Source organism: Microbacterium barkeri, from assembly GCF_027921765.1.
Taxonomy (GTDB): Bacteria; Actinomycetota; Actinomycetes; order Actinomycetales; family Microbacteriaceae; genus Microbacterium; species Microbacterium barkeri.
Window position 1 is genome coordinate 1 of the sequence record NZ_BSEJ01000048.1, and the last position, 670, is coordinate 670.

The 670-nt window shown below is 58.4% G+C and carries 2 protein-coding genes; both read right to left on the bottom strand.

Translation table 11 applies throughout. From position 1 onward, the window contains the following. On the bottom strand, window positions 1–300 hold a 300-nt coding region (locus PKE79_RS16755; RefSeq protein WP_438822813.1), incomplete at its 3' end, for an ABC transporter permease family protein. Continuing rightward, the coding region (locus PKE79_RS16760; RefSeq protein ID WP_271174793.1) for an ABC transporter permease subunit at window positions 300–670 on the bottom strand (371 nt) is incomplete at its 5' end. The genes PKE79_RS16755 and PKE79_RS16760, both read right to left, overlap by 1 nt.

Below are 670 nucleotides of genomic sequence, written 5' to 3' on the forward strand. Positions count from 1 at the left end.
GAAGCGCACTGGCGGCCATAGCGCCCAGCCGTGAGTCGCCAGCTGGTGCTGCAGCCAGGGATCCTGATAGTCGGCGGCGGTGGCGAACGCGCCGCCGAAGGTTTGCTCAGTGTAGTTTTTTAACACCGGGACGTACAGCTGGCCCCGGTACTGCACCAGCAGCGGGCGGTCGTTGGCCAGCAGCTCGGCGCCCAGGCTGCATAGGAAGAGAATTAAAAACAGCCACAGCGACCAGTAGCCGCGACGGTTGTGGCGAAAGCGCGCCCAGCGGGCCTGATTAACGGGACTGAAGAAAGACATTAGCGGCCCTCAAAATCAATGCGCGGGTCGACCAGCGTATAGCTGATATCGCTGACGATATTCAGCAGCAGGCCAATCAGAGTGAAAATATAGAGCGTGCCAAACATCACCGGATAGTCGCGGGAGACCGTCGCTTCATAGCACAGCAGACCCAGGCCGTTTAGCGAGAACATCACTTCGATCAGCAACGAGCCGGTAAAGAACATACTGATAAAGGTGGCCGGGAAGCCGGCGATCACCAGCAGCATGGCGTTACGGAACACGTGTCCCCAGAGGATCTGTTTCTCACCAACGCCTTTGGCGCGGGCGGTGACCACATACTGTTTGCGGATCTCGTCGAGGAAGCTGTTTTTGGTCAGCATAGTCAGCG